This window comes from Haladaptatus sp. DYF46 (genome assembly GCF_021083305.1).
Taxonomy (GTDB): domain Archaea; phylum Halobacteriota; class Halobacteria; order Halobacteriales; family Haladaptataceae; genus Haladaptatus.
This window is the reverse complement of record NZ_JAJFAY010000001.1, coordinates 296,780-323,656: the sequence shown is the minus strand read 5'-3', so window position 1 is coordinate 323,656 and position 26,877 is coordinate 296,780. Positions and strand designations below refer to the sequence as shown.

Sequence of the window (26,877 nt, the reverse complement as noted above, 5' to 3'; positions counted from 1 at the left end):
GGAATCACGAAGGAGTTCGGACACCGGCAGGAGCACCAATATGAACGCAGACATCTTCGAAACGACCATCGACATCGACGAGTCGCTCGTTTCTGAATCGAGCGGGGAAATCCGGAACCAGATACGAGAGTACGAATCGGGCGACCGCGTGGACTTCGACCTGCACGTGACCGTCCCCGACGGGATGACAGGGACGGTGATGAACGCGATGGCCGACATACCGTACGGGGAAACGCGGACGTACGGCGAACTTGCCACGGCCCTCGACACGACACCCATTGCCATCGGGCAAGCGTGCGGTCGAAATCCGGTCCCGTTGGTGGTTCCGTGTCATCGAGTCGTGGGGAGCGACGGGTCGCTGAAGGGGTATTCGGCGGCCGACGGAGTCGCGACGAAGCGACGCTTGCTGGACCTCGAAGCCGAGGTATGTGAACGATCTCGACAGACACGGCTACCGACGCGCTGATTCGGAACGACGTGCCTCGTGAAGGGCATCGCAGACGCCGCCCTGTCCGTCCATGTTCACCCGTGCGAGTCGCGCCCGGCGGTGGACGAGTTCGGCCCGGTCCGGGTCGATGGGGTCCCCCTCCGGCGTTCGAAAGAGGCGTCCGTCGCCGTCGGCGAAACAGCCCACTTGCGTTCCCTTTTCGAGATACCGAACCAGCGGGTCGGCGTCCACCACGACGGCGAGCGCGCCGTCCCGAACGCCGACGGTGGCGTACTCCCCGCCGGGAAGGAAATTCACGTCCTCGCGGGACAGTACCGCTATCTGCTCGTGGGTCACGCTCGCGGCCAGCAGCGCCTCGACGGCGACGTACTGCCGTGCGAGTCGAGCCTTCGAATCGAGTGTCGCGCGGGTCGCCTCGAGTCCCCCGTCGGCGTCGGGAAACGTCTCGTCGAAGTCCCGCCCGCCGTTGACGCCTCCCGTGACTTCCTGTGCGTGCATGTGGTCGTTCAGGTACATCTCACAGCGGGCGACGCCCGAAATCGCTTCGACGGCCTCCCGTCCGTCGAGGGCCATCATCCACGCGAAGGCCGGCGAGCACCACGCCGTCGGGAGCGTGAACGTCACTCCGACGTGCGCGCCGGGTTTTTCGGGGTCGTCGGACTCGTCGCGTTCGCCGCTCTCGATTTCGATGTCGTCGATGTAGTCGAGTTCCACGATGGACCGGTCGAGTTCGGGGTCGGTCACGGCGTCGAGCGCCGACCGGACGGCCGCTCGGGTCGGAATCCCCTCGCCGTTTCCGTCCGGGTCGTCCGTTTTCGACTCGTCCGTTCTCGACTCGTTCGATTTCGACGCATGCGTTTCCGAATCGCTCGTCTCCGGTTCGTTCGCGTTCGGAGTGTCCGTCGACATGGTCAGTCGGCCGTCGTGGAGTCCGTCGTTTCGTAGTGCGTTTCCAATCCGAACTGTTCGGTGATGGCGTCCTCGCGGAACTGCCGCTTTTTCTCCTCGATGTCGATGTCGTACAACCGGGCGGCGTTCTCACCCATGATTTTGCGCATGACTTCCGGCGTCAACTCGACGCCGTACTCATCTTTCTGTACCTCGGTCAGTTCGGCGTTCATGACCGTTTCGACCAGCCAGTCGGGGTTCCACAGCGCGTAGTCGCTCCCGAACAGCAGGCGGTCCTCGCCGAGCCAGTAGAGGAGTTCGCCCATTATCTCCCCGAACTTTCGCGGGCGGTTCTGCGCCATCGGCGCGGCCACCGCGAGGCCGCCGTAGACGTTGGGTTCCTGCGCGGCCAGCCAACAGAAGTCGTCCAATCGCGGGAGACCGACGTGTTCCACGACGAAGTTCAGGTCCGGGAACGACGTGGCGGCGTCGTCCACGTCCTTCACGTCGAAGGCGTCCTTGTTCAGCGGCCGAATCGTCGGACCCTTGTGCGGGTGGATGTTCTCGATGCCCAGTTCGACACACTTCTCCAGATACTCGAACGCCTCCTCGCTGTCGAGTCGCCACCCCTTCGAGTCGTCGAGCCACTCGGCGGTGTAGAGTTTCACGCCTTGGATGTCGAACTCCTCCTTCTGGCGTTCGAGTTCCTCCAATCCCTCCTCGCCTTCGCGCGGGTCGAAGCGACCGTTGACGATGAAGCGATCCTCGTGGTCGGCCGCGAAGTCGGCGTTCGTATCCACCGTGTTGAAGCCCTCGTCGTAGAACTCCTCCAAGTGCGTCGGCTGGAAGATACCCATGTCCACGGCACCGTTGCCGAACAGGTCCTCTATCATGCGCTCCTGTGAATACTTGCGATACTCCTCCAACGTCCACTCCCGTTCCGCCGGCGTGAACCCGGTGTGGTAGTCGTAAAAACAGCGGATGAACTGCTCGCCGCCCTCGTGAATGATGTTCTCCTCGCTCGCGTCCCAGAAGTGAATGTGTGAGTCGATGACGAACAGGTCCTCCTCGTCCTCCCATCGACCGTCTCCGGTTCCACGGTACATACCGCCCAAGGTAACGGGCTACTAGCACATAACCTTCACTTACAATCGTGTTATATGTGGTGCGGAAATCATATCCGAGCTGGGTAGTACACGAATGTTTATGCGTAATTCGGCGGTTATTCTACGCGCCATGGAAGCCGCACGCCTGCACGAGTACACGGAGGATATGGAAGACGCCCTGCAAATCGACGACGTGGACCGGCCGGAGGCGAGTCGGTCGAATCACGTCGTCGTGAAGGTTCGGGGCGCGGGGTGGTGCCAGACGGACAACCACGTCATCGAGGGAATGTGGACGGACTACGTGGAACAGGAACTCCCGATGACGCTCGGCCACGAGAACGCCGGGGAGGTGGTCGAAGTCGGGAGCGAGGTCCGAACCGTCGAGGAGGGCGACACGGTCATCTGCCATCCGGTGATGACCTGCGGGCAGTGTCGCCAGTGTCGCCTCGGCGAGGACATGTACTGCGAGAACGTCCAGTTTCCCGGCCTGACGACCGACGGCGGGTTCGCCGAATACCTGCTCACCAACGAGCGTGCGGTCATTCCTCTCCCCGACGGGGTGGACCCCGTGGACATCGCACCGCACGCCGACGCCGGAATCACGGCTTACCACGCGGTCAAGAAGGCCGCCCGCGAACTCAACCCCGGCGACCACGCCGTCGTCATCGGCGTCGGCGGATTGGGCCACATCGGCCTGCAATGTCTGGACGCGATGAGCGCCGCCGAAATCACCGCCCTCGACGTGAAGGCGGACGCCCGCGACTTGGCCGACGGCCTCGGCGCACACCACACGGTGGACCCGAATTCGGAGGACGTCCCGGACACGATAACGGATATCACGGACGGGGCGGGTGCCGAACAGGTCATCGACTTCGTGGGCGCGGACGAGACGACGGGCTACGCCCCTGACATCGTCGCGCCCGGCGGCGACCACCACATCGTCGGCTACGGCGGCCACGTTCACGAACCCTCCCAGTCGCTCGTGGACGGCGAGTTCGCCTACCGCGGAACGCTGGTGGGCCGCTACACGGAACTACAGGAACTCGTGAAACTCGTCGAGCGCGGCGACGTGACGCTTCACACGACGAGGTACGACCTCGACGACATCAACTCCGTCGCGGAAAAGCTGGAACACGGCGAAATCGAGGGCCGTGCGGTCATCATGCCGACGTAGACGAGTCGCCGGGTTGGGGTGGAGGAGTTCCGATTTGGGTTTTCGTTCTTTTTGTCTTCCGTTTTTCGCGTTCACGCGAGGACGCGCGAGAGCACGCGCCGCGAGACGAAAGTGAACGAAATCGACCCGCCGAGGTACCAGACGAGCCAGACTTTCACCGGGCCGACGAGGGTGGCGGTCAGTGCAACGTGCCCGACGACGGGGAGCGAGAGCGCGACCGGAATCGTCGCCGCCGCGGGATTCATCATCGCCCAGCGAATCCACAGGAACACCGGTATCGTGAGCAGCATGCTCCACACCATCGGGCGGAACTGCAGTTTCAGCATCGTCATCCACGACCGCATCAGTTCGCGTTGGTCGTCTCCGAGGGCGTCCGCATCGTCGTCCGGCGGCGATTGCAGTTCCCTCTGCAGGGTTTTCATCCGTTCCTGTAATCGCTCCATCGCGTCGGAGTCCTGCAGGAGGAGTTGAAGCGTCGTCGAGTACAGTCCGGTCGCACCGGCCAACCCGAACAGGAACACCGAGACGGGAACGAGCGTGGCGAGCGGGCTGAGAACGACGTCCAGCGTCGCCACGACCGCGCTCTGAACCGGTGTGAGGTAGTAACCGGTCATGAGGACGAGCGCAAGCGCGCCAGCCAATTTGTCGTACACCGTCCAACCGTTTTCGAGGACCATAATCGACGTACCTGTTCGCCGAACATAAACGTTATTCTCGATTCATTTCGTTCTTACAGTTCCTCGGTGTGACGGAGCAGAACAACTAATCGCGTCCCGATGGTAAGCGGCGCGAGTCGGGGATGCCACCCATGACACCGAACACGACCCAAACGAGACGCGAACTGCTTCGCCGAATGGCCGCGACGGGGACGTTCGCGGCCTTCGGGGCAGCGAACGCGACGGCGACGCGGACCGAATCCGAGGGGCCGCCGCGGTTGTTGTACACCTGTGACATCACGCCCGAGGACGACCCGACCCCGGACGTGAACGACCGACTCGACGTCCGGCGGGTCGAGGGGACCTTCGGTCCGACCCAAGCCGACTGCTTCGAGGAGCGAACGCTCCTCCATCGCTACCTGTTCGCCACCGTCGAGGGAGAAAACCGAAGACGGGAAGGAATCGCGTGGGCGACGCGGAAGCGACTTCCGCCCGGAACCTACCGAATCGCGACGATTTTCGTCTGCGAGGACGCACCGAGCGGCTACTGTGCCCAACGACCGTTCTACGGGGTTGCGGTTCGTCGCGTCTCGGAAGCGTCGGGGAACTGATCGGAGCGAACGACCTCCGATCCGCCCACTGCGGCCGGTCACGCGGCGGAACGGTATTCCGAACGGGCGAATCAGACGTCTGACCGAACCCATTCCGAACACAGTTCGACGGCCTGCAACAGCGGAACGTCGCCGTCCTCGAACGCGACGAACAGCGACCCTTCGCCGTGGAGGAATTGGATGACGACGGCTTCGTCGAAGGTGTAGATGGCGAAGTCGAGCGACCCGGCGCGGAACACGTTTTCGGCGTCCTCGCGCGCGTCGCGCCGGAGGAGCGACCCGTCGTGAATCCGGTCGAAATCTTCGGGGCGGAACCGCCCCTCGACGTCCTCGCGTGAAAAGAGGAGGTCGTACTCCTCGCGTCGGCCGTCGGCCACTGCGATCAGCGACGACTCGAAGCGGGACCGCAGTGCGCCGACGAACGCCTCCTCCGAGTCGAACACGATACGGAAATTCGGACGAGAAAGGTATCAATTTTTTGTGTCGTGCTCGGTCGTTCGTCGACGGTACGGTTCGATTATCGACCATTCGTTTCTGTTGACTTTTTGGCATAGATTTATGCAGGTTCGAGATGGAAATCGAAACTATGACACATCGGAAACCGGACATTCTTCGAAAAAACCGCCGCGGGCAATCCCCGCTCATCGGTGTCGTTTTGATGATCGGTCTGGTGACGGTTTCCGTCGTGGGCGTCCTCCTCATCGGTTCGACGGCCGTCCACGAGATTCGTGGAGCGGTGGAGGTACGGAACGCGGAACACGCGATGCGGGAGGTGGACGCCAGATTGAGTCAGGTCGCGTTCGGGACGAACAACGAACACGTCCTCGATTTCAGCGGCCAGGACGGCAACGTCGAGGTCACACACGACGGGGCCATGACCATCTCGCTCGTGAACGGGTCGAACGCGGCGTGTCGCAAGCGTATCGAATTCGGTGCCATCGAGTATCGCGGCGAGGACGGCGACGTGGTGGCGTATCAAGCGGGCGGCGTCTGGAAGCGAACCGGCAACGGGAGCGTCATGATATCGCCGCCGGACATGCAGTACCGAAACGGCACCTTCAGCTTTCAGTTGGTGAACGTCACCGGGTCCGCGAGTGGCCCCGTCGAGCGACTCCGGGCAACGAAAAACGTCACGGCCTCCCGCGCCGACAGCGAGGAGTTCCGCGAGGCGTTCGACGCGCCGCGGTGCTCCCCGCCGGACAACGCGACGCTCACCGTCGAAAGCGACTACTACCGGGCGTGGGCGGACTTCTTCAGAACGCACGTCGACGGTGGGACCGTAACGGTGGACGACGGCAACGAAACCGCGTCGTTGACAGTCATCTTGAGCGGTTCGACGACCCGGAGCGACGACAACAGCGTCAGTGCCCAACGGAACGCCTCCGTCAGCGTGGATGTGTTGGGGACGGAGATCTCTTCGGGAACCGATCTGGACTGGGTTTACAACGACACGACCGACGAGTGGGAGGTTCACGGGACGAAACGAAACGCCCCCATCAACATGCGCATCAACATCGGCGGGGACACCTACGAACCGTGGGGCGACGGCGTCGGGTCGACGGACGTCATCAGACACGACATCAACGACCCGACCCACGACGAGGGCTATCACTTCTCCGAAAACGTGACCGCGGGCGACGTCATCAGCGTGGAGGGAACCGCGTACGGAATCGGCTCGGTCGATTGGGAGTCATCGTCGACGAAACGACTCAATCAGTACGAATCCGGTGGAGAGCAGTACGATTACGTCTGGGAATCCTACCGGACCGACTACGAAGGGTCGCTGATGACCAACATCGTCGTCGAGGCCGACGGATCGGGTACGAACGAGGGGAACGTCGTACTCCTCGCCGACGGGATGGAGGTTCCGGGGTACGGCTCCGCGAATCCCGAACAGCGGAACATGTCCCAGATGCTCGGCGACCGAATCAACGACACCGGCTACCTCGACCTCGACCCGAACGAGTTCGTGCTGGTGTACGAACTCTCCTGTGCCGACGCGACCACCGACGACATCGGGACGGGGAAATGCGGCAGCGGCGACCCCGACTACAACGACGCGGTGGTCCTCATCTCGATTCACGAGGAGGGAAGCGTCGGGGAACCGGAGGACTTCCGCGTCCACGTGACGATGAATCAGGTCACGATAGAACGGGCATCGTGAGGTCAGGTCCGGATGGCGAACACGACGGTCGTCTCGCGAACGACCGCCCGCCGGGTGTGACACTCGTACCACGTCCCGTTTTTCGACCACCCGTTGGCTTCGAAGTAACGACGCCACGCGGCACCGTTGGGGGACGACTCGACGTTCAACCTGACCGTCGTGGCCCGTACCCCGTCCTGCGGGGTCCCGTCCGTCGGAAAGACGAGTTCCGTCGATGCGGTTCGCCCGACGAGGAGGACCGACCCCTGCGTGCTGACCACGGAGGAGCCACCTCCCTGTTCAACCGAAACCGAGGAGACGAACGCCCGGTCGGGTCCGCAGGCGAACGCCGGCGGGCGAATGGTGAGGCTTCCGCCGTCGCTTCGACCGAAGACGGCCCCCGCCTCATACTCTACGACGGTACCGTCGTGGGAGTAAACGAGCGCGCCGTGTGACAACGTCCGATCGAACTCGACCGCGGACGGACTCGTCTGGTCAACGATGACTTGGAGTTCCGTTCCCCGTTCCACCGACAGCGTTCCACCGGACAGGCGAACCTCTCCGGCGCGGGCGGGAGCGCGACCACGCTGGAGGTCGTCGAACGTCGTCGCCAGCGCCGAAAACGCCCGTTGGGCGTTGCGCGACTGCTCCGCGTTGCGGGCGTCGGTCAACGACCCGACGCCGCTGACGTAGAGGAGACCGACGGACGCCACGATGATGGCGAAGATGAAGACGAAGCCGAGCACCTCGCTCACCCCGCGCTCGTCGAACGTCACGGGTCCGTCACCCCGAGCGTTCCGTTCGCGGTGTCGTATTCGATGACGACGGTGCCGCCGGACACGTTCCCCCGACGAACCGGCGTTTCCGTGGCGAACGGGACCGTCACCGTCACGTCGTCGGTGGAGAGGACGAGACACTGTTGACCGGGACACGGCGGCCCGTCGGTCACGAGTTCGACCGAGTAGTATCTGCCCGCGACCTGTCGTCGGTGCGTCGCGCGCAGTCGAACCGTGGGGTTCTCCCCGACCCGCACAAGGGAGTCAACGCTCGTCAACTCGCCCGCCATTCGCTCGCCGACGACGCCGAGCTCGTTCCGTACCGCCTGCGTTCGCTGGTTCTCCACGAGTCCCCCGGCGGCAGTGATGAGTCCGCCGAGGAGCACCGCCGTAATCGCCATCGTCAAGACGTACGTGACGGTGGTCGAAACCGCTCTGTCGTCGGCCGCGAATCGCGTGGGAGTCATGGTTCGTAGAGGACGGTTCGAAGGAGCGTTCGGTAGGTCAGTTCCGGCGTCGCGTATGTCAACCGAACCGAGACGTCGTAGACGACGTACGTTCGGTACGGCGACGCGTCGGAGTCGGTCCACACTGACTCCGACGGAATCGTCGCGTCGGTTCCGTTGAGGAGGATGGAGTAGTTTCCGCTCGCGTTCGCGCCGTTCCGATACGTCACGTCGTAGCCGTCGCCGACGCCGTCCGCGAACGTGAACGAACAGCCCGATACGGTGCCGTTGCGGAAGTCGATTCGAAGTCGGTCCGCGGTGACATTACAACTCGCCGTCGGACTCGAGGACCCGCTCGTTCGCACGACGACGTCGCTCCCGTTCCGGGAGAGCGAGAGCGTCCAGTTCGCGGACCCGTCGGTGGTCGTCACCGCGAAAGAAGCGTTGGCGTCGGTCGAAAGCGACGACCGGTTCACCGTCGCGACGAACCGTCGAACGTCCGCGTTCCGCGCGACGGTCCAGTTGCTCGCATCGGTCGCGTTCGTGAAGTTCCCGCCGGAGTCCTGTTCGATACCCGTTCCGACCGTTTCGTCGACGACGGTGAGGTTCAACGAGGCGGGCGCGCGCCGGGAGAGTCGGAGTCCGATGAGCGTCCCGTACTCCGCGACGCTCGCGTTGACCGCTGTTCGGACCGCGTTCGGCGAATCGTACCGCTCCTCGTAATCGACCCGTCGAACGAGCGACCCGATGTCCTCCCGTACGAGGGTGTGTGCATCCCGCGCGTCGCGCGTCGACGAAATCGGTTCCCGGTTGGCGACGTTCTCCGTGTAGAGGACGCTGTTGAGGACGACGACGACGCCGACGAGCGCGATTGCGATGACCACCGCGCCGACGAGGATGAGTTGTCCTCGGTCGTCGCCGCGCAGGCGACGGCGTTCGCTTCCGTCTACCATACGACCAACCGCACCTCCACGACGTTGTAGACGACGCCCTCGTCGGCATCGGACGCGTAGAACCCGTTCGACCCGAGCGATTCGAGCGTCGCGTTCCCGCCGTCGTCCGGGGCGGTCAACCGCTGGTCGTCGTACAGGACGACGGTGTGTCTCGCCGTCACCGCGTTGGCCGACGGCACGCCGCGGTAGACGACGCGCTCCGTGGCGACTTCCGTCGGGTCGTCCGGAAGTTGATAGCTCACGTAGAGGTTGTACGTGTAGCCGCGAACCGTGAACGCGTCGTGGAGGGTCTCGCCGAGCGAGTCACACACCTCGTCCGGGGAACGGGCGGGCGCGCAGGGCGGTTCCGAGCCGTATCCCACTTCGCTTTCGTTCGCGTAGGCGAACCCGCCGCTCGCGTTCCAGTACCGGGTGAGATTTTCCAGCGTTCCGTCGCTATCGACGGTCCTGAGCGCGTCGTTCGCTTGGACGCGGAGTTGTGCTTTCACGTCCTGGTCGACCGTCCCCGCCGTCGTCGGCGTCAGCACGATGGACTGGAAGACGAACAGCAGGGCGGTCAGCACGACGAGCGCGCCGACGAACCCCTCCAGCGTGTACGCCTGCCCCCTGTCGTCTACCATACTCTCACCGTCAGTTGGTAGGTGTTCGATCCGATTCGAACGATGCGATCCGTCGCTGCGGTCGGATCGTCGCCCGGCGCGTCACCTGCGGATCGATTGACGATTCCGGTTTCCGCATCGACGAGCGTGACGTTGACGTCAGTCGTCCGCGGGAAGCCGAGCACCCGACGGAGTTCCGTCTCGTTCTGCTCGAAAAACGTCGTGGTTCGGCTTTGGTCCAACACGTTCGCTCGTCCCTCGACGGAGAGGTCGTCGATAATGAACGTCGCACCGCGGCTCGCGCGAGCGGCGGTCGAATCGTCTATCGGCGCGTTGAACGGGGTGAAGATGCTCGGCAGAAACGCGACGACGAACGCCACCGTCAGCAGGAACACGCTGATACCGAGCACGTAGTCGTTCAGCGTCTGGCCTCTGTCGCCCATGGTCAGCCCACCACCATCCACACGCCGAGCGCCGTCGTCGCCAGCACGACGGCGAACTTGACGCCCGACAGGAGGTCCGCGTCACGGATGTACCCGCTGATGAACCCCGAGAGGATGGCCTGAATCGTCACGGCGTGGAAAAAGAGCATCGAGAGCGTCTCGGTATCGACGCCGCCGCCGAAACTCGGACCGGACGAACCCACACCCGCCGCTCCGCCGGCACCTCCGCTTCCGCCCGCGCTCGCCGAGAGGTTCGCCATCACGTCGAGGAACTGCGTCTTCAGAATCGCCATCACGGCGAGGAGCGTGAGGTACGTCATCATGATGATGACGACCTGCATCCGGGCGCGGGACCGGCGCTCCCGCGCGATGTCGTCCTGATTCTCGCTGGTCTGTGCCGCCGTGGTCAGAACGGCCGTAATCTGGCTCGACGCTTCCTGTGCTTTGCTGATGAGCTTCACCGTCCGGGCGAGTCGGGGGATGTGATACCGGTTGTTGAACTCGATGAGCGCCGCCTTCATGTTCATCCCGTACTGGACCTTGGCGTGCATCCGATCGAACTCGTCGGCGAGCGTTCCCGAAGACGTCTCGGCGACGGTCTTCACGGATTCGAGCAGCGTCAGGCCCGTGTCGTTCGCGCTGGACAGTTTTCGGAGGTCGTCCGAGAGCTTCCGAATCACCTTGTGCCGCGAGCGGACGTTCCATTCGCGGAAGACGGCGAGCGGAAATCCGTTCACGTACAGCGGTATGTAGACGTAGACGAACGTCGTCCACGTGGGGTTCGCCCGGAGACCGTCGAACGACGACGCCACGGCCCCCGTCCACACCGCGCTGGCGACGAGGACCACCGATGTCGGAACCGTGATGCCGAGGACGTACAGCGGGTTGTCGCGGAAGAAGACGTGCGGTCGTTTCAGCAGTTCGAGGGTGGTGTGGGTTCCCTCTCGACTTTTGATCCGGTCGAAGACGGAAAACTCGCCGACGAACTCCTCGACGAGTCCGAGGTGGAGGAGGCCGGACCCGGAGACGGTTTCGAGGCGGTTCGTCCCCTCACCGGAGTCGAGGTAGCCGTCACCCACTTCGTCCTGTTTCACGGTCGAGACGAGGACGAGGAAGCCGACGCCGATGAGCGGAATCAGGGCGTACACCGTCCCGTAGAGCAGAATCTCCTGTGCCTTTCCGAGCATGCTCATGATGACGAGAATGATGATGAGGAGCAGGGGAAACAGCGAGAGCGTCATGTACATCTCGCCGAACAGTTCGAGAGTTTCGAGCGTCAACTCCTGTTCCTGTTTGGCCGTCCGCATGTGTTTGTCCTTCTTGTCGTCCAGAAACCGGGTCATGTTCCCGCCGCTGTTGATTATCGAGAGCATGTCGGTGAAAAACTGAGCCAACTCGTCGCTCGGCGTTTCGAGCGCCCGCTTTCTGATGGCGTTTCGGTAGTCGATGTCGAAGTAGTCGGTTTCCTGCACGACGCTCTGGAACTCGCGTGACACCTCGCCGTAGGTGTCGTCCGCCTTCGCCATCGCCTCCAGTATCTCCAGTTGATTCAGCCCGCCGATGGAGAGGGCGTACATGAACGAGACGGCGTCCGGCAGGAGCATGTTTATCTCCCGCTTTCGCTCCCCGGCACGGCTGTACGGGATGACGAGTACCGTTCCGAAACCGGCCAAAAATCCGACCGCGCCGAGGACGACGCCGGTTCCGAGGACCAGCGCGGGAACCTTGAGCGCGTTCAGCACGTCGGCGACGGTTCCCGAGACGGGCATTCCGAGCCAAACGCCCGTTCCGACGACGCCGGACCGCAGGAGGAGATACCCGAGAAACAGACCGACCAACCACAGGACGAGTCCGGCGAGCGTTCCGATCGCGAGGCCTCGCGAGAGGTACAGTTCCGCCGTCTCGGACATCCGCGCCTCGGCGAGTTTTCCTTCCAAGTCGGCGACGAAATCGCTGTTCTCGGGGAAGAGACGCTCGTACAGCGGATAGAAGGCGTCGGCGAGCGCGTCCGCGCTCGACCCGCCCTGTGCGGACGCGGAACCGAAACTCATCCGTCGTCCTCCGATTCCGTCGTCCCTTCGTCTTCGTCGTCCTCATCGTCCTCGTCGTTCCCGTCGTCCGTGACCGTTGCCTCCTCGAACCCGCCGAACGGGTCATCGTCGTCGAGCGCCGAATCGGGAACGCTCGCTGATTCCCGTTCGACGTCGGCTTCACGGCCGAAACCGGAGCCCCGCTCGATGCTCGATTCGCTCCCGTCTCGCGGACCGTCGGTACCCCTGTCGTTCGTCGGTTTCGCCGTGTCCGCCAGCGCGACGGCGAGGCCCTTCTCCGAGACGGAGACGTCCCGATAGTCGTCGAACAGTCGGTCCTCCGCCTCGGCGAGGATGTCCTCCGACAGATCCGCTATTTCCCGGGTCGGATCGGGTCGCGGGACCATCTCCTCCTTTTCGGGGTCGATGTCGATGAGGACGCTTTCCATCTCGCGAAGGTCGGCGAGGCTGTCTTCGAGCGCGTCGTTCGCCACCAGCGCGAGGATGGTGTCGGGATCGTTGATGAACGCCTGAATCGTCGCCGCGACCTGCGTGTACTCGTTCAGGCCGTTGTCGATAAGGTAGGCGAGGATGGTCCGCCGTTTCAGGAATTCCTCGTCCAACCGGGACTGGTCCCACCCGCGGTCGAACTTTATCTCCTCCAACGTGTTCGACCCGGTGAGCGGTTCGTGTTCGTCCGTTTCGGCGCGCCACTGGAACACGTCCTTGACGTTGATCTCATCGTTCTCCGTGTCGTAGTGGTTGATCTCGGTCAGCGACTTCGTCCGGCGCACCTTGCTCCCCTTCACCCGCGTCTGGGTCTGGACGGACACCAAATCGAGGGCGGTGAACAGCGTCTTCGAGACGTTGATTGGCTCCGTCGTGAACCGTTTCAGCACCTCGCCCACGGTATCGGCGTGGAACGTCGTGTAGGTCGTGTGTCCCGTGGACATGACCTGAAAGAGCGTTCGCCCCTCTTCCCCCCGAATCTCGCCCATCACGATGTAGTCGGGGCGTTGGCGGAGCGGGGCCTCCAGCAGGTCGAACTCGTCCACGTCGCCCTTGTCGTCGTCCGAGAACGAGGGGCGGGTGACGCTCGCGATCCAGTTGCGCTGGGGCAGTTCCACCTCGCGCGTGTCCTCGATGGAGACGATCTTCGTGTTGCTCGGGATGAACAGCGAGACGGCGTTGAGGCTCGTCGTCTTCCCGGACGCCGTCCCCCCGGCGAAGATGAGCGAACGGTGGTTCTCGATGGCGAGCCAGAGGAACGCCATCTCCTCCAGCGAGAAGGTGTTCCAATTGATGAGGTCGATTGGCGTGAACGGCACGTCCTTGAACTGCCGGATGGTGTAGTTCGTCCCGTGGTCCGACACCTCGCGCCCGAGCGTCAACTGGGCACGCGACCCGTCGGGGAGCGTGGCATCGACCTGCGGTTGGCGCTTGCTGATGCCCTTGCCGGACCGTTGGGCGAGTTTGACGACGAAATCGTCCAGTTCGGTCACTTCGTGAAAGACGTTCGTGATGACCTGCTCGTAGTCCGAATGGTAGACGAACACCGGCGAGTCGTAGCCGTCACAGGAGATGTCCTCCACGTTGATGTCGTGTTTGATGCCGTCGATACGCTCGTACCCGATGAAGTTCCGCTTTAGGACGTACAGCAGTTTCTCGACCTGATACTCCGTCAGCGTGTCCGCGTCCTCCTCCAACAGGGCGGGTTCCGGCCGGGCCATGATGCCGTCGAGTTCGCCGCCCGTCTCGTCCACCTCGTGTTCCTCGATGATCCCCTCGATTCGGGTTCGAACCGCTCGGCGAAGGCTCTCATCCCCGGCGTGTTCGCGGAGGAGGTCCTCCCACCGCGTCCGCAACTCCTCGATTCGGCTCGGTTCGACGGTAGGTGCCGATTCGTCCGAGGCCGACGGGTCGACCGAATCCGACAGTTCGACCGGTTTCGTCGTGACGACAGGTCCGTCGGCCTCTTCGGTTTCACCCGTCCCATCAACCTCGGCCCCTTCCTCTATTGCTGGAGTTTCGTCTCCCCCCTCGGTCCGGTCGCTTTCGACCGCGTCTTCGGAGCCGTCGCTCTCGGAACCATCCTCGATATCATCGATATCCTTACCCTCCTCTCCCTTCGCTTCTTCCGCGTCGTCCGCCTCTTTCGCATCCTTCGTTTCCTCCTCTGTTTCCACTCGCCTCGCTCGTTCGGTTCCCTCGGGCCCGGACTCGCTATCGCCGTCTTCGGCACCGTCCTCGGCGTTCGGCTCGTCTCTCTCTGCGACGCTCGTCTTCCTTTCTCGGAGGCTTTCGACGTACGGTTCCGTCCGGTCGCGGAGGGTTCGAAGCGCGTCGTCGGTTCGAGTTTCGAGTTCGGCGGCGTGCCGCGTCCACGTCGCGCGCGCGCCGTCGTACCCGGAAAGTATCCCGCTTAGCAGGTCGGCGATCTGGTCGTCGTCGAGCATGTACAGGTCGTAGCGCGACAGGAGGCGAAGCGCCTCGCGCCCGATGACGTCCTCGCGGGCTTCCTCGTCGGCCTCCACGACCACCTCGTCGCTGGCGTACTTGATCGAGGTCCTGAGTTTGCCGGTCAGGAACTCCCGAAGGTCCTCTTCGATTCGCGTCCGATACGGTTCCACGAGGTAGTATTTGGTCTCGTTTTCCCGCTCGGAGTGGAAGATGATGACGAACGAATAGGGCTTGTTCACCCAGTACCGGTCCACCTCGCGGAAGTGGCCCTTCTTCGGGAGCGCGACCGCCTTCTCCAAATCGTATCGGTTGACGACCGTCGTGTGCCCCTCGACGGTCGAAAAGAAGGCGTCCTCGTCCAGTTCTTCGGGAACGTCGAGCGTCCGCTCGTCCTCGACTTCGAGGAGTGTTCGGGCCTTGGCCGCACCCTCGGTGAGCAACCCCGGCAGGTCCTCCTCCTCGAATCCGAGCCAATCGGCCTTCTCGAACTCGATGACGTCTCCCTCCTCATCACGGGGTTTTTCGTGCGGTTTCTCGCGGTCGGGGTCGTAGTAGTACTCGTAGCGGAAGTGCTCCCACAGGTACTCGCCGACCGTGACCGGCGTGGTCGCGGGGTCGAGAAACGCCTCGAACCGGTCGCTTCCGCGATCTCCGGCGAACGCGCCGCGGAAGAGGCGTTCGGGGAGTTCGTCGGGGGCGAAACCGAGCCAATCGGCCTTCTCGAACTCGATGACGTCCCCCTCCTCGTCACGCGGCAGTTCGCGCGGTTTCTCCCGGTTGGGGTCGTAGTAGTACTCGTAGCGAAAGTGCTCCCAGTAGTAGCTCCCGAGCGCGACGGGCGTCCCCTCGTAGTCGAGGAACGACTCGAAATATTCCCCGAGCGCCGACGCGTTTTCCGCGGCGGTTTCGACGCGAGCGTCGGTCCCGTCGGGGTCGAAGCCGAGGAACTCCTCGGCCGGAAACGGACGCGGTTTTCCCCGCCAGTTCGTCGGCGGCGTCCCGTCCTCGTAGAAAAATTCCTCTTTGAACTCCTCCCACGAGTACGACCCGACGGCCACACGTGGTGGAACTCCGTCCGAGAGGCGGATACCGTTCGGTCCGGTGTCGTCGGGGCCCCCGTTCCCGAGCGTTTCGGACTCGTCACTAGCCATTGACTATCGCCAAACGCTAATCCATTAAAAAGACTTATTAAAATTAATATACATGTGTTATTTTTCACATTTGAAACCATCGGTTTCCAGTCGGGTGGTTTCGACATCTCAGAAGAAAGATACCTCTCGACCATGTCAGCTCGTTCGAAAGGGGGAGAGAGAACCGCATTTCCTCGGCACGGGGAGAGTCACCGTTTCGAGGCGAACGCGGCGTGCCTGACTAGGCTGTTTTCGCGGTATCTTCGTCGGAAGTTACCGCATTCGTTGCTTTTCTCCGACACATGATAAATCTTTCATCACGTCGCTACCGGTAATCGGCGGAAAACGAGCGTCGCGCGCCTCACACGGAAACGCGACATGTGCCCTCACTCGAAAAAGACGTGGCGGGAGTGAGTGGATCGATGATTCACGAACGTCGAAAGACACCGTGCGCCTCTCGGAACTCCCGCGAGCGCAGCGAAGGCGTGGCGGGAGTGAGTGAATCGAAGATTCACGAACGTCGAAAGACGCAGTACGTCTTTCGGAACTCCCGCGAGTGAACGTAGTGAACGAGGGGGCGTGGCGGGATTCGAACCGAAGGGAGACGGTCCGGGTCGCTCACTCCGTTCGCTTCCCGGGCTGCGGCTCCCAGGATTCGAATCCCTAGTCACTTCTCACGGCTCACTGGCGTTCGCTATGCAGGGCGTGGCGGGATTCGAACCCGCGGTCGAGAGGTTAGGAACCTCTCGCCCTATCCGCTAGGCCACACGCCCCGCGTAATATGTGATAACTCGAAGGAAAAACAACTACGATTCCGACTCGGTCTTGGTTTCCGTCTCGGTCTCGGTCTCGGTTTCGGTGGCCGTCGTCGGTTCGCTTTCGACTTCGCGCGCGGTACTGGAAGAGCTCGAGCCTTGCATCTCCTGCAGTTCCTGCTCGACTTCTTCGCGGCCTTTCTTGAACTCGCCCATCGCCTCTCCCGTGGAGCGTGCGAGCTTCGGAATCTTGTTTGCACCGAACAGGAGAACCGCGATGAGCAGGATCACCGCGAGCTCCATCCCTCCGGGAACCGGCCCGAATAGTGGTATCATTTCGAACATCCTCTACCAGTTTCTTACCCGTTGCCAACTATAGGCTTTTTGCTCTTCTCAGGGGGGCGATGACGAGACTCCGAATCGACCGCACAGGGCGAAAACGTCCAACTCTTCGTTTCCCTCCCGCGGTCAAATCGCGAAACGATGACGTCGGTCGCCTGCCAGTAACCATCACGATGGAAACCCGTCCGTGATCGCTCGAAGTCCGTCGATTCGCGTTCGAGAGTCCCGGTCACTGCGTTCGAACGACCCTTCCCCGAGAGCTTTTCTCCCCAGAACGTGAAATCGGAGCCATGGAAGATGCGGAAATGGAAGCTCAAACGGAGAACGGGCGGCGTGCGTACGACCCGGACGCTGACCACGCCTTCCCCGACGAAAAGCTGAACGAGGTACTCGAATTTATCCACAACGACGAGGAGATTCAAGCGTATCTGGACGCCCAAAACGTCAACGCTGTGACGAGAAAGGGGTACAACGACCACGGGCGAAAACACATCGAAATCGTTCGAAACCGCGCGCTTTTGCTCTACGACCTGCTGAAACGCGGCGGCGTCGAGTTCAACGGCGCGGCGGACGAGGGACTGGACGAGGCGGACGAGAGCGTCATCGTCGCGTTCGCCGCGACGCTCCACGACATCGGCCATATCGTCCACCGCGACGACCACTCTTACTACTCGATTCCGCTCGCGTCGGACATCCTCGACCGCGTACTGCCGAACTTCTACGACGTCGAAAACACGGTTCGGATGAAGGGCGAAATCCTCCACGCCATCCTCTGCCACCACACCGAGGAGGACCCGCTGACGACCGAAGCGGGCGTCATCCGCGTCTCGGACGCGCTCGACATGGAACACGGCCGCTCGCGCATCCCCTACGAGAAGGGTGGTCGCGGCATCAACACCGTTTCCAGCCAAGCTATCAAGAAGGTCAGCCTGCGACAGGGCGACACCGTGCCGGTCCTCGTCGAAATCGAGATGCTGAACGCGGCGGGCGTGTATCAGGTCGATAACCTGCTCAAGGCAAAACTCCACGGGTCGGGACTGGAAGACGACATCCGAATCGTCGCCCTGAACGTCCGCGAAGGGAGCGACCACATCGTCGAGCGCGTCGAACTCTAAACGACGCGTTCGTACACCCACTCCAACCCTTCGACCGCTCGTTCGACGCTGATTTCGTTTCTGCGGGCGAGACACGATTCCCGGAGACGCTCGCGTTCTTCGAGCGCGCGGCGAATCGACGCCCGAACGCCTTCGATGTCACCGCTCTCGAAGTGGTAGCCGGTCTCCCCGTCGACGATGGTGTTCGACAGCGCCCCGGCGTTCGCACCGACCACGGGGGTGCCGCAGGCGTTCGCTTCCAGCGCGACGAGACCCTGCGTTTCGACGGGACTGGGGAACGCGAACACGTCGAGGGCGGAGTAAAAGGACGCCATCTCGTCCCGGTCGAGGAAGCCGAGGAAACGGACGTCCACGTCGTGGTCGCGAGCCTGTTTTTCGAGCGTCTTTCGGGCGGGACCGTCGCCGCCGAAGACGACGGTCACGTCCATGCCGTCGGCGGCAGAAATGACTTCCGACAGGCGCTTTTCGAACCCGTGACGCCCCGTGTAGCCGATAAGCGGCCGGTCGACGTCGAGGTCGTACTTTCGGACGAACGCCCCCGTTTCGACCGGGTGAAACCGCTCGACGTCGATACCGTTCGGGACGACGTGAACGGGCGCATCGATGCCGACGGTTTCGACGACGTGTTTCCTGGTCGCCTCGCTCGGCGTCAGCACGGCGTCCGACTGTCCGAAGAACCACCGTTCGTACGCGCCCGCCGCCCGTTCCACGTAGTCGGCGACCGACTCGTTCGAGACGAGATAGTCCGCATACTCCCCAGTCGGCGTGTGATACGAGGTCACGAACGGTCGGTCGTGTTTTCGTGCGAGTCGGAGGCCGCCGAGGCCGATGGCGAACGGCGTGTGAGAGTGGACGATTTCGGCGTCGAGAACGGCCTTCGGAATCCGCGGTGTTCCGAGTCGATAGCCGTCGTAGAAGGGAAACGGCAGGCTTCCGATGGGATGTTCGCCCTGCTCCGGCGTGTACTCATCGGACTGGGGGTACACCACGTCCATTCGGCTACCGGTCTTCTCCCAGAAATCGCGCCACGTTCGAATCGTGTAGGTGACGCCGTTGATGGTCGGTAAATATGTGTCCGTGAAGGCGGCGACCCATCGGCTCATTGTTCGGCCATTCGACGACGGGGAGTTAAGTGCTTATGACTTCAGACGAGTTTTGAATACTCCTCGACAAGTCGTTCCCCGACGCGCTTGAGACTGTGTTCGCTCGCCGTCTTCCGACCGTTCTCCCCCAGTCGCTCCCGGAGTTCGGGGTCGCGGTGGAGCAGTTCGAGCGCGCGTCGGAACTCGTCTTCCGTCTCGCACTTCAGGCAGTCCACGCCGTGCGTGAAGAACTCGTCGAACACGGGGATATCCCGAAGCACGACGGCTTTGCCACACGCCATGGCTTCGAGGACGACGATGCCCTGATTTTCCACCTTCGCCGGGAAGCAGAACACGTCCCCCGCCGCGAACGCGCCGCGTTTGTCCTCCACCCACCCGGAGAACGTCACGTTGTCCGGCGGGTTCTCGGTCCACTTCTTGACCGTCGAACTGGCGTGCGGCCCGTCGTCCACCGTCCCGAACCACGCGAAGTCGAAGTCGGTCCGCTCGGCGACCCGGCAGAACGTCGTGAGGCCCTTGCGTTCGAAGACGTTCCCCAGGGCGAAGACGACCATGCCGTCCAAATCGTAGCGCGCGCGGTACTCCTCGCGGAGGGATTCGAAGCCGTCCAACGACTCCGCGTCGACGCCGTTCGAGATGGGGTGAATCGGCGCGTCGACGGGGTAGCGTTCGAGGACGGATTTCGTGTATTCGCTAGGACACAACACGAGGTCCGCCTGCGAATAGAACCACTTCAGATAGCGTCCGAGGGGGCGCGCGACGAGACTTGACCCGCGAAAGCTCTCCGCGAAGTCCTCGCTCGTGACGTGCGAGTGGAGGACGAGCGGAATGTCGTTCCGTTTCGCGTGGCGCGCGACGGCGACCGAACCCGGCCCGATGAGGTTGCAGTGGGCCACGTCGAAGTCGGCGAAGAAACGGCCCCCTACTGCCCCGGACGCGAGTGCATGAACCGGGGTTTCCCCCGCCCACGGCGACGTGATGACGTCGACGTCGGTTTCCGCTAACGCCTTGCGTTGCTGCTTCGTGGAGGTGCCGATGCCGCTTCGGGCCAACCGAGATTCGAGTTCGAGATAGTTGAGTACGCGCACTGCGCGGGAGATTGCATAGCGCCCAATTACTCCTTTCGGAAAGGACTCATTGAACGACCGCAAAGTATTTGTTCCCGTACGAGCATGACTCGCATGGGGCAATACAGGAACGATTTCTATCCTTGTCCTGTCTCGCCCCGGAAACCCCCCACCCCCCCATTCCGAATGACTGTAGCTCAAGAGCGAATAGAGCGTCTCGAAGTACTTGCACGGGACGCCACTACGGAGTGCAACGACGACAGAGCGCGGGAGTACGTCCGCCTCGCCAGGCGAATCGCCGAGCGACACCGCCTCTCGCTTCCCCGGCAGTTCAAGCGATTTAGCTGCGATGCCTGTGATGCGTACCTCCGTCCCGGAAAGAACGCCCGCGTCCGATTACAGGACGGCCACGTCGTCATTACCTGCGACTGTGGCAACCACGCGCGCTATCCATACAACTGACTCGCGCGCGGTTCGACCCTCGGTTTTTGATTCTGTATCCCTCGTTTCGGAAAGCAGTGATTACGCGTCGGATTTTCACCCGTAGGCACTCCCTACCGGGCGGTTTTCGCCCTCCACACGTGTCACCGCACCGTCTCCTCGGTATCCCGTCCCGTCTCCCGCACCGTTCTCGGAGACGAAACTACCAAGTCTCGTGCCATAGCACAGTCACCTATGAGTGGACAACGGTGGACGGACATGATCGTGGGGGACAGAATGGCGGTCGATAGGGAGTTCGCACAGGAAGTCGCCGATTCCCAGTTCTCCCGGCAGGAATGGGGTCTGGTGATGACCGCAGTCGAGTTCGACATCGAACACCCCGACGACGACGAGCGCGCGAAACTCGTCGCCGACACGAGCAAGGTTCGACAGGTGATGCCCGAGATGGAGAACATCCAGTCGCAGATGAACTCGATGGCCGGAAAGTCGTCGAAAAAGGAAGGACGAGGCGTCTTCGGGTCGGTCAAGGACGCGCTCGGACTGGGCGGCGGTGGCGGAAGCGGCGTCGACGAGGAGCGACTCACGGCCGCCGAAGGGCTAGCACAACGATACGCTGACGAACTCCAAACGCGCCTCGAATCGAACGGGAAGTGGGCGCGTGTCAGGGCCGCGGTTCAGGAGTGATGAAGGTCGCACCCGGCGCGTGGCGATACGCCGCGCCGCCGTTCCTACTCGCCGGGCCACTCGGACTGCTCTCGCCGGTCGCTACGCTCGCGGCGCTCGCGACGGGGGGTGCCGTCCTTCTGTTCTTCCGCGACCCGGAGCGTTCCCCGCCCTCCGCGGGTGTTCTCTCACCCGCCGACGGGCGCGTCTCGGTGATACGCGAGGAGGGAAACCGCGTTCGCGTCGGCGTGTTCATGAACGTGACGGACGTCCACGTCAACCGCGCGCCGCTCTCGGGGCGCGTCGAATCGGTCGAACACGAACCGGGAACCCACCGCCCCGCGTTCAGCAAGGAGTCGGACAACAACGAGAAAGTCCACATCGGCCTTTCGACCTGCGATCTGACGCTCATCGCGGGCGCGTTCGCCCGGCGAATCCACCCCTACGTCGAACCCGGCGACGAGTTGGCTCACGGGGAGCGACTCGGACACATCGCCTTCGGGAGCAGGGCGGACGTGCTCCTCCCCGAATCGTTCGACGTGGCGGACATCGAAGTGAAAAAAGGTCAGCGCGTGCGCGCGGGAGAAACTCTCGTCGCTCGATGGGACGCCGACTGATTCAGTCGCTCGAATAGTCGCCGCCGTGGAAGAGCGTCATCTCCTCTGCCTCGTAGATGTTGATGAGCTCGTTGACGATTTCGTCATAGGATTCGTCCTCGACCCGGAGGCTGTCGAGACGCGAAACGGTTTCCTCGTCGAGTGTTATCTTGGGCATCAGCGAAAACTACCGCCCGGACGATCATTAAAGCATAGGCCGTCACCGAATTTCGGACCCTCGTGGCGCGTGGTTCCAAGGGCAATTTTCGCCGTTCCGGCCGAGTAACCGGTCGTTACCGAAATCGTAGAGTTGTCTTTCCAAACGATAGTGGTTGGTTTCGCACCGACAGCCACCGGATAACAAAGTACCCACACTGATGTTAGTCGTATCGACGAGGTTCAGCATGACAACGACAAACAGCCAGATTGCTAGTGGAAGCGACACTGTAGCCGAAAACCGATGCCGAAGCTGCGGTTCCTTCGTGACGCGTGATTTCGCCCGCGTGTTCGGAAACAACGAGAACGAGGTCTTCGGGTGCCTCGAATGTATGACTGCGACCGAAGTCAAGAAGGGTGGAGCGCGCGCGGAGATCGTGGATACCTCGAAACCCGTCGGCGGACGGGAACCGATCCGCTGAGTTGGGACTGGGGACGGGGGTCCGGGGACTCGACGGGAGATGGAGAACGGGAAAAACGGGACTTCTTTTTCCGATTCGACCGCTCAGGAGCGGCGCTCTTCGGTCAACAGTTCGCCGCCGCGCTCGAACACTCGGTTCGCATCGGGTGCCTCGTACGGGGGTGTGTGGCTGATTTCCGCCATCGTCTCTTTCTCTCGGTCGTCGTCTGTCGGTCGGGATGGTGAGTTCTCGTCTGTCATTGATCGGTGTGTCGGTCGTCCGCTTCGGATTTCGTGCGTTCTGTCACGATGCACAGTCGATGCCGTTCGGTGTCGATTCGACGTTCAGTGGTGCGGATGCGGCAAAACCCCTCCGGTGGGAATCGGGTCGACGATAGCACCGCTTGCACCGTGCGTATGCGAATCTTTAACGTACTGTTCCATCGTTGGCATGTGAATGTGTGGCAAGGAATATAACCGTTTTGCGTGAGGCAAGGGTTGCCGGTCGAGTTCGCCACAATCGTAACGTAGTCCCACCGCGTACTCCGAGGCGATGACGAGCAACGAAGTCACGGATCTCCTTCGAAAGGCGTACAGCGACGAAATCGAGACGGTGATGAACTACCTGACGAACTCCATCGTCCTCGAAGGTGTGAGCGCAGAAGAGGTGCGAGAAAGCCTCGAAACGGACATCCAAGAGGAGTTGGGCCACGCCGAGATGATCGGCCAACGGCTCAAACAGTTGGACGAGCGCCCCCCGGCGTCCTACGATTTCGAGGCGCGGCAGGAAGGCCTGCAACCGCCCGAGGACAGCACGGACGTTCTGTCGGTCATCGACGGGGTCCTCGAAGCCGAAGAGGACGCCATCTCGACGTACCGTGACGTCATCTCAGCGGCGCGAGAGGCCGACGACCCGGTTACCGAGGACCTCGGCGTTACCATCCTCGCCGACGAGGAGGCCCATCGGACGGAATTCCGCGGGTTCAAGCGCGAATACGACAACTGATCCGAACCAAGGCAAGGATTTTTCTCGGGGGGATGAGAGGTACCGCCATGAACGATTCGGGGTTCGATTTGGATTTACAAGCGGCCGAACAGGAGATAGATTTCGACGAGGATGCACGGGTCATCCTCGGCATCCTCGACGGAACCACTCCCATCGCGGAGCGCCTCGGCGCAATCGAGCACGGGCACGTCCTCGTTCTCTCCGTCGACGGGGACTTGTCCGAATTGGCGGCCGACCTCGCACCGGCGGTGAAAAAACAGGGCGGAAATCTGGTTCACTTTCGGCAGTTTCTCATCATCTCACCGCCCGACATCGAAATCGATACGAGCGAACTCTGAGAAACGCCGAGTACGTCGAGTCGCTGGACGCGAGCGACACGTAGCCACCGCGGGACGGAAGCGTTGCCCCGTCGATTTATGCGCGTCGGCCCGCTACTGTGGGTATGCCGCTGAAAGAAACCGATTCCCCGACCGAATATCGAGTGATCGACCGATGGGACGGTGGCGTCGGCTGGCTCGCCCATCCGGAGGAGACGATGGGACGGGCGAGTCACGCCCTCGCCATCGACGGTGACGTCTGGGTCATCGATCCGGTCGACGCCCCCGGTCTCGACGACCTGTTCGCCGAGTTTGGTTCCGTCGCCGGCGTCGTCGTCCTGCTCGACCGGCACATGCGCGATGCAAAGGAGATCGCACAACGACACGACGTGCCGTTGTATCTCCCCACGTGGGTCCGCCGGAGCGTGAGCGGGGTTCCGGTTCGCCGGTTCGAGACGACGCTCGCCGACACCGGACTGCGCGTGTTGCGACTGGTGGACAATCCGGCGTGGCAGGAGGCCGCGCTGTACGACGAGACGAACGGAACGCTCGTCGTCCCCGAATCCGTCGGAACCGCCGACTACTTCCGAACCGGCCGCGAGCGATTGGGCGTCCACCCCATGGTGCGACTCCTCCCGCCGAACGATCTGCGCGGGTTGGCGCCCGAGCGAATCCTCGTCGGACACGGTCCCGGTATCTTCGACGACGCCCCTGTGATCCTCGCGGACGCTCTCGATGGCTCCCGCCGACGATATCCGGCCCTGCTGATGAAAACGGTTCGCGGATTCATATCCTCGTGAGACAGTAAGAATTACAGATCGTCGATAGTTTTTTAGTATTCGGTCGACATATACGACGTATGTCCGATACGCTCCGGATTTCCTCCCCTCTAGTTTCGGAGGGGATTCGGTGACAATCTCGTTCGATGGTCGGGAGAACGAGGTCATCATACAGGACCCCATCGAACGACGCACATGTACGCTTCGGACGTTCGGTGCGGTTCGACCGAAACCGGTGGCGAATCATCCGTTTCCGTTTCCGGTCGACGACGCAGTTCGCCTTTCGACCGACGGCTTCCGTCTTTCGCCACCGGTCGCCACCTACGTCCGTGATACGGACGGCGAGATGGTACGAAGCGTCGAGGGAATAGCGAACGAAGAGCTCCCGGATGGACCATACAGTATCGAGCTCTGTGCGCCCATCAAACTGTACGTCCACGTCGAGGAGACGCTTTCCATCGGTGCAACGTTCGACGAGATATCCTTCGAGTTCGGATCGGAGACGGACATCGTCGTCGGCGGGCGGTCGTTCCATCGTCGTCCATCGGGAACGGTGACGACGACGGACGACCCGACGGACGTGATGGCGGCGGTTTCGACGTTCGGGTCGGCGCTGAAGACGACCAGTCCCGAGCGAGCGTTTCCCACCCTTCGCGGCCATCCGCCGGCGATCGAACTCGGCGACGAGCTTCATATCCCGGACGACCTACGACCGCCCGAAACAGGCGTGATTATCGAGGTACCACCGACGCTCGAATCCGTTTACGCCGTCGCCTCGCTCGCATACTACCTCGGTGCGACGGTCGTTCCGGGGAACACACCCCGAATCGTCGCGGGCGGCTTCGAGCATCCTCTCGACGTGGCTCGTGGCTTCGAAACCGAGGTCGAACGGGTGTTGAAACGGACGTTCCTCCTCGACTGTGTGACCCGAACCGAGGGGTTGTATCCGGTCGACCTCTACGAACGTCGGGAACTCGAATCGATGGTCGAACTGGATTTTGCGGCCCTATACGACGCGTCACCCGCCGAGAGACTGGAGCGATATCTCTCGATACCGTACACGGACATCGAGGAGTTCGTTCCCGAGTGGCAGTTGACGACGCACGTCTCCCCGGCGGCGAGCAACGTCGAGATGCTGCCATTTCTCGTGGACGACCTCGCGGTCATTCGGACCGCACGCGGCACGGAGGTATCCGCGTCGACGATACAGGTGCCGGCGGTCGACCAGTTCGTTCGTGGTAGCAGCGAAAGCAGCGAACACAGCAGAAGTACGTCGGAAACGGCGGCGACGCCGCGTTCGTTCGTGGAACCGGAACGGGCCGACTCGCTCGAACAGGTGTGGGTCGGCGACGACGCGCCGCTCGGCGCGAGCAAAGCGACGTTGACCGCGTTTCGGAACCGACTCGAACGCACGGCAACTGAAGGGGAGATAGACATAACGGTCGTCTGCAACGACGACGAGATGGACGAAGAGCGGAACCTCGCGGACGAGGTGTACGGTTCGGAACGGAACCTCCGGTTCGACGTGACCGTCCGTCACGATCTGTCCGTCGCGGAACTTCGTTCGGTTCTCGAATCCGAGACCCATTTCCTCCACTACATCGGCCACATCGACGACGGCGGGTTCAACTGTCGAGACGGAACCCTGGACGCTGCCGAACTCGACGACATCGGCGTCGAGGCGTTTCTCCTCAACGCGTGTCAGTCCTACGAGCAGGGAATGGCGCTCATCGAGGCGGGAGCCATCGGCGGTGTTGTCACGCTGAGTGACGTGATAAACAGCGGGGCGGTTCGTGTCGGAAAAACGATGGCGCGACTGTTGAACCGCGGATTCCCGCTCTGGGCCGCGTTGGACATCGCCCGCGACCGGAGTATCATCGGAGGGCAGTACACCGTCGTCGGGGACGGGAGCATCAACGTCGTGCAGACAGAGAGTATCACGGCCGTTCTTTTCGATATCGAAACGAACGGAGAGCAGTTCGAAATGACGCCGACCACGTATCTCTCCAACTCCGATGGAATGGGTGCGTTCGTGCACTTGCAACTGGACGAGGCGAACCAATCGTATTTAGCATCCGGAACACTCAGCACGCTTACGTTGGACAAGGACGAATTCGCTCGATTTCTCGCCTTGGAAGACGTTCCCGTTCGACTCGACGGGCAGTTCACGTGGAGCTACGCGGTCGATGCGGGGAAATTCGATTAGCTCGGTCA

Annotated in this window: 29 protein-coding genes, 1 tRNA gene and 1 pseudogene; 14 read left to right on the top strand and 17 right to left on the bottom strand. The window is 62.4% G+C overall.

The window, feature by feature from the left end:
• The first annotated feature begins 40 nt into the window (after positions 1–40).
• Positions 41–466 carry a methylated-DNA--[protein]-cysteine S-methyltransferase gene (locus tag LJF34_RS01740; RefSeq protein ID WP_231182910.1) on the top strand — a complete coding sequence of 142 codons (426 nt, stop codon included), beginning with the start codon at positions 41–43 and terminating at the stop codon, positions 464–466.
• On the opposite strand, the gene LJF34_RS01735 is transcribed toward LJF34_RS01740, so the two are convergent.
• Together LJF34_RS01735 and LJF34_RS01730 are read right to left on the bottom strand one after the other, a co-directional pair.
• The gene (locus tag LJF34_RS01735) at positions 452–1,357 is read right to left on the bottom strand and encodes an iron-sulfur cluster assembly protein (protein ID WP_231182909.1); all 906 of its coding nucleotides are present in this window, start codon (positions 1,355–1,357) and stop codon (positions 452–454) included. The genes LJF34_RS01740 and LJF34_RS01735 overlap by 15 nt on opposite strands.
• Positions 1,358–1,359: 2 nt before the next feature.
• A complete protein-coding gene (locus LJF34_RS01730) occupies positions 1,360–2,442 on the bottom strand; it encodes an amidohydrolase family protein (RefSeq protein ID WP_231182908.1) in 1,083 nt (360 codons plus the stop codon).
• A gap of 130 nt (positions 2,443–2,572) precedes the next feature.
• Here LJF34_RS01730 and LJF34_RS01725 point away from each other — a divergent pair, with 130 nt between their 5' ends.
• On the top strand, positions 2,573–3,616 hold the full coding sequence (locus tag LJF34_RS01725) for an NAD(P)-dependent alcohol dehydrogenase (protein WP_231182907.1): 1,044 nt from the start codon (positions 2,573–2,575) through the stop codon (positions 3,614–3,616).
• Positions 3,617–3,687: 71 nt separating this feature from the next.
• Here the strand turns inward: LJF34_RS01725 and LJF34_RS01720 are convergent, their stop codons facing one another.
• On the bottom strand, positions 3,688–4,293 hold the full coding sequence (locus LJF34_RS01720) for an EMC3/TMCO1 family protein (protein WP_231182906.1): 606 nt from the start codon (positions 4,291–4,293) through the stop codon (positions 3,688–3,690).
• A gap of 131 nt (positions 4,294–4,424) precedes the next feature.
• On the opposite strand from LJF34_RS01720, the gene LJF34_RS01715 reads away from it, so the two are divergent.
• Positions 4,425–4,883: a hypothetical protein gene (locus LJF34_RS01715; RefSeq protein ID WP_231182905.1), complete on the top strand. Its 459-nt coding sequence runs from the start codon at positions 4,425–4,427 to the stop codon at positions 4,881–4,883.
• A gap of 71 nt (positions 4,884–4,954) precedes the next feature.
• Here the strand turns inward: LJF34_RS01715 and LJF34_RS01710 are convergent, their stop codons facing one another.
• Positions 4,955–5,326, bottom strand: coding sequence for a hypothetical protein (locus tag LJF34_RS01710; RefSeq protein ID WP_231182904.1), 372 nt, complete (start codon positions 5,324–5,326; stop codon positions 4,955–4,957).
• Positions 5,327–5,469: 143 nt separating this feature from the next.
• Between LJF34_RS01710 and LJF34_RS01705 the strand changes: the two genes are divergently transcribed.
• A complete protein-coding gene (locus LJF34_RS01705) occupies positions 5,470–7,047 on the top strand; it encodes a hypothetical protein (protein WP_231182903.1) in 1,578 nt (525 codons plus the stop codon).
• Between the two features lie 2 nt (positions 7,048–7,049).
• Here the strand turns inward: LJF34_RS01705 and LJF34_RS01700 are convergent, their stop codons facing one another.
• The 7 genes and pseudogenes from LJF34_RS01700 to LJF34_RS01670 form a co-directional block, all read right to left on the bottom strand.
• Positions 7,050–7,802: a hypothetical protein gene (locus LJF34_RS01700; RefSeq protein WP_231182902.1), complete on the bottom strand. Its 753-nt coding sequence runs from the start codon at positions 7,800–7,802 to the stop codon at positions 7,050–7,052.
• Entirely contained in the window at positions 7,799–8,269 is a 471-nt protein-coding gene (locus tag LJF34_RS01695) for a hypothetical protein (RefSeq protein ID WP_231182901.1), read from the bottom strand. Before LJF34_RS01695 ends, LJF34_RS01700 begins: the two co-directional genes overlap by 4 nt.
• Positions 8,266–9,201, bottom strand: a complete 936-nt coding sequence (locus tag LJF34_RS01690; protein ID WP_231182900.1) for a hypothetical protein — start codon at positions 9,199–9,201, stop codon at positions 8,266–8,268. The genes LJF34_RS01695 and LJF34_RS01690 overlap by 4 nt, the downstream gene beginning before the upstream one ends.
• Positions 9,195–9,821, bottom strand: coding sequence for a hypothetical protein (locus LJF34_RS01685; RefSeq protein WP_231182899.1), 627 nt, complete (start codon positions 9,819–9,821; stop codon positions 9,195–9,197). Before LJF34_RS01685 ends, LJF34_RS01690 begins: the two co-directional genes overlap by 7 nt.
• Positions 9,815–10,243: a hypothetical protein gene (locus LJF34_RS01680; protein WP_231182898.1), complete on the bottom strand. Its 429-nt coding sequence runs from the start codon at positions 10,241–10,243 to the stop codon at positions 9,815–9,817. Before LJF34_RS01680 ends, LJF34_RS01685 begins: the two co-directional genes overlap by 7 nt.
• 2 nt (positions 10,244–10,245) lie before the next feature.
• Positions 10,246–12,294 carry a type II secretion system F family protein gene (locus tag LJF34_RS01675; RefSeq protein ID WP_231182897.1) on the bottom strand — a complete coding sequence of 683 codons (2,049 nt, stop codon included), beginning with the start codon at positions 12,292–12,294 and terminating at the stop codon, positions 10,246–10,248.
• Positions 12,291–14,099: pseudogene (locus tag LJF34_RS01670) on the bottom strand (type II/IV secretion system ATPase subunit); the annotation flags it as partial. The gene LJF34_RS01675 and the pseudogene LJF34_RS01670, both read right to left, overlap by 4 nt.
• A 2,186-nt stretch (positions 14,100–16,285) precedes the next feature.
• Here LJF34_RS01670 and LJF34_RS01665 point away from each other — a divergent pair.
• A complete protein-coding gene (locus LJF34_RS01665; protein WP_231182896.1) occupies positions 16,286–16,423 on the top strand; it encodes a hypothetical protein in 138 nt (45 codons plus the stop codon).
• Between the two features lie 140 nt (positions 16,424–16,563).
• On the opposite strand, the gene LJF34_RS01660 is transcribed toward LJF34_RS01665, so the two are convergent.
• Positions 16,564–16,636: transfer RNA gene (locus LJF34_RS01660), tRNA-Arg, on the bottom strand.
• Between the two features lie 33 nt (positions 16,637–16,669).
• Positions 16,670–16,963 (bottom strand): twin-arginine translocase TatA/TatE family subunit, encoded by a 294-nt coding sequence (locus tag LJF34_RS01655; RefSeq protein WP_231182895.1) that lies wholly within the window; start codon positions 16,961–16,963, stop codon positions 16,670–16,672.
• 287 nt (positions 16,964–17,250) lie between these two features.
• On the opposite strand from LJF34_RS01655, the gene LJF34_RS01650 reads away from it, so the two are divergent.
• Complete coding sequence (locus tag LJF34_RS01650; protein ID WP_231182894.1) at positions 17,251–18,075, top strand: HD domain-containing protein; 825 nt, start codon at positions 17,251–17,253, stop codon at positions 18,073–18,075.
• Here the strand turns inward: LJF34_RS01650 and LJF34_RS01645 are convergent.
• Positions 18,072–19,178 (bottom strand): glycosyltransferase, encoded by a 1,107-nt coding sequence (locus LJF34_RS01645; protein WP_231182893.1) that lies wholly within the window; start codon positions 19,176–19,178, stop codon positions 18,072–18,074. The two genes, LJF34_RS01650 and LJF34_RS01645, sit on opposite strands and share 4 nt — an antisense overlap.
• Before the next feature lie 41 nt (positions 19,179–19,219).
• Positions 19,220–20,266 carry a glycosyltransferase gene (locus tag LJF34_RS01640; RefSeq protein WP_231182892.1) on the bottom strand — a complete coding sequence of 349 codons (1,047 nt, stop codon included), beginning with the start codon at positions 20,264–20,266 and terminating at the stop codon, positions 19,220–19,222.
• Between the two features lie 165 nt (positions 20,267–20,431).
• On the opposite strand from LJF34_RS01640, the gene LJF34_RS01635 reads away from it, so the two are divergent.
• From LJF34_RS01635 to LJF34_RS01625, 3 genes are all read left to right on the top strand, one after another.
• Positions 20,432–20,707, top strand: a complete 276-nt coding sequence (locus LJF34_RS01635) for a ribonuclease P protein component 4 (protein ID WP_231182891.1) — start codon at positions 20,432–20,434, stop codon at positions 20,705–20,707.
• Between the two features lie 213 nt (positions 20,708–20,920).
• Positions 20,921–21,370, top strand: coding sequence for a DUF5799 family protein (locus LJF34_RS01630; protein ID WP_231182890.1), 450 nt, complete (start codon positions 20,921–20,923; stop codon positions 21,368–21,370).
• Positions 21,370–21,966: a protein sorting system archaetidylserine decarboxylase gene (locus LJF34_RS01625; RefSeq protein ID WP_231182889.1), complete on the top strand. Its 597-nt coding sequence runs from the start codon at positions 21,370–21,372 to the stop codon at positions 21,964–21,966. Before LJF34_RS01630 ends, LJF34_RS01625 begins: the two co-directional genes overlap by 1 nt.
• Position 21,967: 1 nt before the next feature.
• On the opposite strand, the gene LJF34_RS01620 is transcribed toward LJF34_RS01625, so the two are convergent.
• A complete protein-coding gene (locus LJF34_RS01620) occupies positions 21,968–22,123 on the bottom strand; it encodes a hypothetical protein (protein ID WP_231182888.1) in 156 nt (51 codons plus the stop codon).
• A gap of 226 nt (positions 22,124–22,349) precedes the next feature.
• On the opposite strand from LJF34_RS01620, the gene LJF34_RS01615 reads away from it, so the two are divergent.
• The gene (locus tag LJF34_RS01615) at positions 22,350–22,583 is read left to right on the top strand and encodes a hypothetical protein (protein ID WP_231182887.1); all 234 of its coding nucleotides are present in this window, start codon (positions 22,350–22,352) and stop codon (positions 22,581–22,583) included.
• 83 nt (positions 22,584–22,666) lie between these two features.
• On the opposite strand, the gene LJF34_RS01610 is transcribed toward LJF34_RS01615, so the two are convergent.
• Positions 22,667–22,822: a hypothetical protein gene (locus tag LJF34_RS01610; protein ID WP_231182886.1), complete on the bottom strand. Its 156-nt coding sequence runs from the start codon at positions 22,820–22,822 to the stop codon at positions 22,667–22,669.
• 292 nt (positions 22,823–23,114) lie between these two features.
• Between LJF34_RS01610 and LJF34_RS01605 the strand changes: the two genes are divergently transcribed.
• The 4 genes from LJF34_RS01605 (at position 23,115) to LJF34_RS01590 (ending at position 26,869) form a co-directional block, all read left to right on the top strand.
• Positions 23,115–23,567: a ferritin-like domain-containing protein gene (locus LJF34_RS01605; protein ID WP_231182885.1), complete on the top strand. Its 453-nt coding sequence runs from the start codon at positions 23,115–23,117 to the stop codon at positions 23,565–23,567.
• A 47-nt stretch (positions 23,568–23,614) separates the two neighbouring features.
• Positions 23,615–23,905, top strand: a complete 291-nt coding sequence (locus LJF34_RS01600) for a DUF5779 family protein (protein WP_231182884.1) — start codon at positions 23,615–23,617, stop codon at positions 23,903–23,905.
• 104 nt (positions 23,906–24,009) lie between these two features.
• A complete protein-coding gene (locus LJF34_RS01595) occupies positions 24,010–24,684 on the top strand; it encodes a hypothetical protein (RefSeq protein ID WP_231182883.1) in 675 nt (224 codons plus the stop codon).
• A gap of 109 nt (positions 24,685–24,793) precedes the next feature.
• Positions 24,794–26,869, top strand: coding sequence for a CHAT domain-containing protein (locus LJF34_RS01590; RefSeq protein ID WP_231182882.1), 2,076 nt, complete (start codon positions 24,794–24,796; stop codon positions 26,867–26,869).
• Positions 26,870–26,877 lie beyond the last annotated feature (8 nt).